The sequence below is a fragment of the Anabaena sp. 4-3 genome (assembly GCF_001597745.1).
In the GTDB taxonomy this organism is placed as follows: domain Bacteria; phylum Cyanobacteriota; class Cyanobacteriia; order Cyanobacteriales; family Nostocaceae; genus Trichormus.
Genome location: NZ_LUHJ01000024.1, coordinates 84,701 through 91,719, shown reverse-complemented (window position 1 = coordinate 91,719; position 7,019 = coordinate 84,701). Strand labels below are relative to the sequence as shown.

Annotated in this window: 6 protein-coding genes; 3 read left to right on the top strand and 3 right to left on the bottom strand. The window is 42.5% G+C overall.

Translation table 11 applies throughout. The annotated features are described in order from the left end of the window. The 3 genes from A3775_RS24945 to A3775_RS06430 all read left to right on the top strand — a co-directional run. A partial coding sequence (locus A3775_RS24945; protein ID WP_231866956.1) for a hypothetical protein occupies nucleotides 1–306 on the top strand: 306 nt, incomplete at its 5' end. Nucleotides 307–582: 276 nt separating this feature from the next. After that, a complete protein-coding gene (bchE, locus tag A3775_RS06435) occupies nucleotides 583–2,178 on the top strand; it encodes a magnesium-protoporphyrin IX monomethyl ester anaerobic oxidative cyclase (protein WP_066376651.1) in 1,596 nt (531 codons plus the stop codon). A 511-nt stretch (nucleotides 2,179–2,689) separates the two neighbouring features. Then, entirely contained in the window at nucleotides 2,690–3,445 is a 756-nt protein-coding gene (locus A3775_RS06430; RefSeq protein ID WP_066424281.1) for a TspO/MBR family protein, read from the top strand. Between the two features lie 264 nt (nucleotides 3,446–3,709). Here the strand turns inward: A3775_RS06430 and A3775_RS06425 are convergent, their stop codons facing one another. The 3 genes from A3775_RS06425 to A3775_RS06415 form a co-directional block, all read right to left on the bottom strand. Next, complete coding sequence (locus tag A3775_RS06425) at nucleotides 3,710–3,937, bottom strand: hypothetical protein (protein WP_066424280.1); 228 nt, start codon at nucleotides 3,935–3,937, stop codon at nucleotides 3,710–3,712. Nucleotides 3,938–3,947: 10 nt separating this feature from the next. Further along, complete coding sequence (locus A3775_RS06420) at nucleotides 3,948–4,127, bottom strand: hypothetical protein (protein WP_066424275.1); 180 nt, start codon at nucleotides 4,125–4,127, stop codon at nucleotides 3,948–3,950. A 141-nt stretch (nucleotides 4,128–4,268) separates the two neighbouring features. Then, nucleotides 4,269–6,740 (bottom strand): ATP-dependent Clp protease ATP-binding subunit, encoded by a 2,472-nt coding sequence (locus A3775_RS06415; RefSeq protein ID WP_066424274.1) that lies wholly within the window; start codon nucleotides 6,738–6,740, stop codon nucleotides 4,269–4,271. Between the last annotated feature and the right edge of the window lie 279 nt (nucleotides 6,741–7,019).

The following is a 7,019-nucleotide window of genomic DNA, read 5'->3' as shown; positions in this document are numbered from 1 at the left end:
TTTGATTGCTTTTCGTCTTACTCGCCTTGGATTTACGACAATGGTCAACCAGCTAGGTTTTCAGATTCTCCGATCTACCGATTTATCTGCGGCAAGGTTCGTACACCTACTTTGAAGTTAGCCTGTCTGTTCAATACGGTCGGGTGGGTTGTCAACCATCTGTATTCTACCGTAGATTTGACGACTTCTCATACATCTTTGACAGTCTTTCCTACGGAAAAATTGCTCAAAGATGCTATCGTCGTCGTCCGACTTATATCCCCACCTAAAATTCTTATAGGTGGGGACTTACGCCGATTTTGTTAAATTTTGAAAAATTTTCTTTATTGCCACAGCTTTATAGCTTTATAGTTATATAAGTAAATATCTTGAACCAAAAATTTACAAGACAAAAAATTGCGTAATCACCAATTTTTCCGAGCAATTGAATTGGTAAGTTTTTGCATACTTATTTCATCTCTTCTTGATTAGCAAAAATTTATCCATAAGTCTTTGTCTCTTGTGAATTTGGTAGCAACAAAGCTGTTGAAAGCAAAAGATTTTCCATCGTTAATTCCTCTGGTAAGAATTGGGAGGTAGATTATGCGGATTATGATGATTCAACCCAATTATCATTCAGGTGGCGCGGAAATTGCCGGAAATTGGCCGCCTAGTTGGGTTCCTTATGTGGGTGGAGCGTTGAAGACTGCTGGCTTTACCGACATTCGGTTTGTCGATGCCATGACTGATTATATTGCTGATGATGCGTTAGCGGAGATAATCAAACAGTATCAGCCGGATATCGTCTTGGCAACGGCGATTACACCGATGATTTACCAATCTCAAATTACTTTGAAGATTGTGAAAGAAGTTTGTCCTGAAGCTAAGACTGTTATGGGTGGGATTCATCCTACCTATATGTATAGTGAAGTTCTTAATGAAGCCCCCTGGGTAGATTATATTATTCGGGGGGAAGGGGAAGAGATTACAGTTAATTTGGTGAGAGCGATCGCTAATGGTACAGTGGAGAGCGATCGCCGTAATATATTAGGTATTGCCTTTTTAGAAGATGGGCAAGTCATCGCTACACCAGCCCATCCGCCTATCGCTGATTTAGATACCCTCACCCCTGATTGGAGTCTGTTAGATTGGAGTAAATATATTTATACGCCTCTGAATGTGCGCGTAGCTGTTCCCAACTATGCTAGAGGATGTCCTTTTACCTGTCGTTTTTGTTCTCAATGGGCGTTTTGGCGTAAATACCGTTCTAGTAGTCCCAAGAAATTCGTTGATCAAATTGAAATCTTGGTGAAACAACACAAAGTAGGGTTTTTCATTTTAGCTGATGAAGAACCAACTATTAACAAACCCAAGTTTATCGCTTTATGTAACGAGTTGATAGAACGCAATTTAGGCGTTTACTGGGGTATCAATACTAGGGTGACAGACATATTGCGGGATGAGAAAGACTTACCACTTTACCGCAAAGCTGGGCTGGTTCATGTTTCCTTGGGAACAGAAGCAGCAGCCCAGTTAAAGTTGAATTTGTTCCGTAAGGAAACGACTATCGAACAAAATAAACGGGCGATTCAACTGTTGAAAGAAAATGGTATGCTGGCTGAGGCTCAATTTATCATGGGTTTGGAGAATGAAACACCAGACACAATTGAGGAAACTTATAGAATGGCTTTGGATTGGAAAGCTGACATGGTGAACTGGAATATGTTTACCCCTTGGCCATTTTCCGAATTGTTTCAAGATTTAGGCGATCGCGTAGAAGTTCGGGATTATTCACAGTATAACTTTGTCACGCCCATCATGAAACCCGACGCAATGGAACGGGAGGATGTTCTCAAAGGAGTGTTGCGAAATTACGCCCGTTTTTACCTCCGCAAATCCTTTGAATATTGGTTTGAGAAAGATCCCTTTAAGCGCAAATATCTTTTAGGTTGCTTGAAGGCTTTTGTCAAGACAACTCTTAACAAACGGTTCTACAACCTGCAACGAGTGAAGTACAAGGGTTTACAAACCGAAATTGAGTTAGGCTTTGATGAGTCGAAGATACTCACCCGCGAACAAATTGCCCAACGCAAGCAAGAACATCCAGAATTAATGGCAGATGTGAATTTTACAGGCAACATTTCCGCCTGTGGCGCACCCAACGATTTACCAGAATTTGTTGAACAAGAACAAACTTAACCTAGTTTCCGTAGTCATCGAGTTCGTAGTAAGGACTTTAGTCCTTATTTGAGAGGATGTTTGGAAACCCGCACAGTAAGAAACCCCTCTCCAAACCCTCCCCTGTAAATGTAGAGACGTTGCATACAGCGTCTTTACATTTACACCCCCCTTCTCTACAAGGGAATGGGGGTTATACCGTTTCTTAATGTAGCTTGCGTGGCGTAGCCATAGATGCACTTTATTCTGCGCTATGGAGACGTTGCATGCAACGTCTCTACATTGTTTTTCCGTGCAACTTCATAGAGAATTGGTATTAGGGGGTTAGGTTTGAGAGATTTTGTTGTTAACAATAATACTATTCAAACATCCTGTTAGGACTAAAGTCCTTACTACAAACCTGATTAAATAAACCTGCACTGGATACTATAAATTTTACCCTGCTGATTACTTTCGCAATTCTTTTTTATCGTCACAATATCATATAATAAATTCTTGATCAGAATTAAAAAATCCTGGCAATCTGTTAATTATGAATCAAACCAATAACACTGGAATACTTGAAAAGTTTGTCAACACAGTCATGGGGGTAAAAACTGAAAATCAACAACCGTCTGTAGATAAATCAATAGCCACTACACAAGAATTAGACATCAAAGCAGTGATAGTTTATAAACTAGGAACTATCCTGCAAATAGGAGTGATGATTCTTGTATTACTGGGAATGGAAAAATTAATCATGTTGATTGATAACAATGCTTCTTTTCCCAGTTGGTTTAGTACCGTAGTAACTGGATTATTTTTTGCTCTCTTAAGTCTTCGTTCCCGAATTTTTTCCCTTTTAGATAATACCCGTTCTCGTAAAACTTATGACCAAGTTATCAGACCAAGATGGTCTCCACCACCATTAGCATTTCCTATAGTTTGGATGATAATAGCAGTTTTGCGGGTAATTTCTTCTGTCTTAGTTTGGCAGGAAATGAACCATCAATTTTTAGTGTTGCCGTTAATTCTGTTTGCCGTACATCTGGCTGTAGGGGATACTTGGAATACAATTTTTACAGTAGAACGCAGATTAGGTGCTGCTGTTCCTGTAGTGATTTTAGGCCCTTGGTTATCTGCTTTAGTTGTGACTGCAATTTATTGGGAAACTAATCCTGTAGCGGGGATGATTCTATCTTTCTCTTGTGTATGGCTAACTGTAGCTGCTGCTTTAGTGTTTAGAATTTGGCAATTAAATGGCTCAGAGCCATTGTATCCTTTAAAGTTAACACCTGTGGAGCAATAAATACTCAAAATTTATCTTGACAGGAAAGCTAGGAAAGATATCAATTGGGTTTTGAGTCTGGCATTTAACACATATTTAAAACGGTAGGGAAGAATTAATTCTCTACCATTTAATTTACCATTTATGATATCAATTATTTGAGTTGATGATCATGCGATACCTACGTTAAGCTACCGCTAACGCACTATCCCACAAACAGCCATACCAAAAGTCAGCTAACGCACTTCAAGAGATGCGATCGCACAGCATAACCCATTGCTCCAATTAAAATAATTCAGTAGCTAATAGCCTACCTTCAACTGGCTCATACTCATCTTCTAGTAACCATAACCTAGCAGCTTCATAATTATTACTAGAAAATACAACCTTATCATCCTGTTTTGGATCATAAATTTGACAGTTTTCCTCGCTGTCACACAGTAATAAAAGAATGTATGGAGGTGATAACATCGGATCAATCCATACTTCTGTAAATTCCCAATTATTCGACATCTAAAAAATACTATATACTTGGTGCTTCTCTGACTACATCTGTATCTAGTTTTAATTTTTCCGCTATTTGCTGAATACTTAATCCTAATTCCAGCAAAATTGGTACTATTTTCAACTTAACCTGTAGTTCGCCTTCTGCAAATGCTTCTTGATAAACTTTAGTGTCCCGAATCAGGTCTAAATTTAACATGGCTTCTACTCATCTCTGCTTAAATTAGAAAACTTGTAATCTCTTTCCCCTCTTTGCGCCTTTGCGCCTTTGCGCGAAACAAAAAAAAACGGTAGAGAACCGAAATCCTCCACCGCTTATTTAATATTTAAAAAATCCTAACTAAGACTCAACACCTTGGGGTAACAATTCCCGACGCTGTTGAGATGAAACTTGAACATTCCCATTCTCATCAACATCAACAAAGGCGACATCGCCATCTTTGATGCGACCAGACAGAATTTCTTCCGCCAAGCTATCTTCTAACAGGCGCATAATTGCCCGGCGTAATGGTCTTGCACCGTAGCTGGGACTGTAACCTTCTTGAATCAGACGGTCTTTGAAGCGATCGCTTACTTCTAAAGTTATACCTTTTTCTGTCAAGCGACCAAATACTTCCTTGAGCATAATATCCGCAATTTCGGTAACTTCGGCTTTGCTCAATTGACGGAATACAATAATCTCATCCAGACGGTTGAGGAACTCAGGACGGAAGTATTGCTTCAGTTCTTCGTTCACCAAGTTCTTAATCCGGTTGTACTGGGATTCGCTTTGATCTTCGCCAAACTCGAAGCCAATACCGCCACCACCTTTTTCAATTACCTTAGAACCGATGTTGGAGGTCAAAATCAGCAAGGTGTTCTTGAAGTCAACGGTGCGTCCTTTGGCATCTGTTAACCGACCGTCTTCTAAAATTTGCAGCAGCATATTGAAGACATCGGGGTGGGCTTTTTCGATTTCGTCGAACAGCACCACAGTGTAAGGACGACGGCGCACAGCTTCGGTTAATTGTCCGCCTTCGTTATAACCAACGTAACCTGGAGGCGAACCGATTAATTTGCTGACGGTGTGGCGTTCCATGTACTCGGACATATCCAAGCGAATCATCGCTTCTTCAGAACCGAAGAAGTAAGAAGCCAAGGATTTCGCCAACTCGGTTTTACCTACACCAGTCGGCCCGGAGAAGATAAAGCTAGCAATCGGTCGATTGGGATTTTTCAAACCGACACGCGCCCGACGGATAGCCCGTGAAACTGCTTTCACAGCATCTTCTTGACCGATGAGACGCTGATGCAAGGTGTCTTCCATGTGCAGCAGCTTCTCAGATTCGGATTCGGTGAGTTTGTTCACCGGTACGCCTGTCCAGGAAGCGACGATGTGAGCGATGTCTTCTTCTGTAACAACGGGTTCTACTCCGTCGCCACTTGCACCGTTAGCTTTGCTTTGGGCAATAGCCCGGATTTCGGCTTTGATTTCCATTTCGCGATCGCGCAGTTCCCCGGCTCGGTCAAAGTCTTGGGAACGGACAGCATCATCTTTTTCTTTTAAGATTTGGCGCAGTTCTTTATCTAACTCTTTGGCTGCGGGGGGTAGTTGAGAGTTAATCAATCGCACACGAGAACCAGCTTCATCAATCAAGTCGATGGCTTTGTCTGGCAGATAGCGATCGCTAATATAACGATCAGACAATTTCGCCGCCGCCACTAAAGCTTCATCGGAGATTTTCAGTTTGTGGTGTTGCTCGTAGCGATCGCGCAAACCATATAAAATTTCTATTGTTTCATCGACGGAAGGCTCACCTACCATCACTGGTTGGAAGCGACGTTCTAACGCTGCATCCCGTTCAATATGCTTGCGGTATTCATCCAAGGTTGTCGCGCCGATGCACTGCAATTCACCTCTGGCCAAAGCTGGCTTGAGGATATTCGCCGCATCAATCGCCCCTTCGGCTGCACCTGCACCAATGAGGGTGTGAACTTCGTCTATTACCAGAATTACATTACCCGCCTGACGAATCTCATCCATGATTTTCTTCAGACGTTCTTCAAATTCACCCCGGTATTTCGTCCCTGCAACCAGCAAACCGATATCGAGGGTAACGACACGCTTATCTTCTAAGATGTCGGGGACATCTTTGTTAGCAATGCGTGTTGCCAAACCTTCAGCGATCGCGGTTTTACCAACCCCAGGTTCCCCAATCAATACAGGGTTATTTTTTGTCCGGCGACCCAAAATTTGAATTACACGCTCGATTTCCTTGGCGCGTCCCACCACCGGATCAAGCTTGTTATCCGTAGCCATTTGAGTCAGGTTCGAGCCAAACTCATCCAAAGTTGGCGTTTTGGTGCGTCCAGATTGACCTGTCGCGGAAACCTCGGCGGTTTCGCCCAACATCCGAATGACTTGGGTTCTGACCTTAGATAGATCCACCCCCAGGTTTTCTAGCACCCTGGCTGCCACACCTTCCCCTTCCCGGATCAGGCCCAACAGCAGATGCTCGGTGCCAATGTAGTTATGCCCTAATTGGCGCGCTTCTTCTAGGGATAGTTCTAGAACCCGCTTTGCCCGTGGCGTAAACGGAATTTCCACGGCCACAAAGCCCGAACCCCGGCCTATAATTTTTTCAACTTCAATACGGGCATCTTTGAGATTGACACCCATTGATTTCAACACCTTGGCCGCAACTCCTGTGCCTTCACCAATCAGACCTAGGAGGATCTGTTCGGTTCCCACAAAGTTGTGACCTAAACGGCGGGCCTCCTCTTGGGCCAACATGATTACCTTAATGGCTTTTTCTGTGAAGCGTTCAAACATGGCATTTTTCCCATCACCTGCGTCGTGCCGGTACGCTGATTTTAGCACAGGCCAACCTTGAGGATGTCTGTATAAAGATTATAAACATCCAGGAACTATCACCAAAGTTGATGGGTTAACAATTATTTAGTTATGGCTTGATGCGAGGCTACTGTACTGAGGAGTTTGAATTTATCAGCCTTTTTGGGCTTGCGTCACATACAACAGTCTGCTCAATGGAAAATTTTATTAAACAGTCACAAATATTTATTGTTAGCACAGATGTGCGTTGAAAATCCA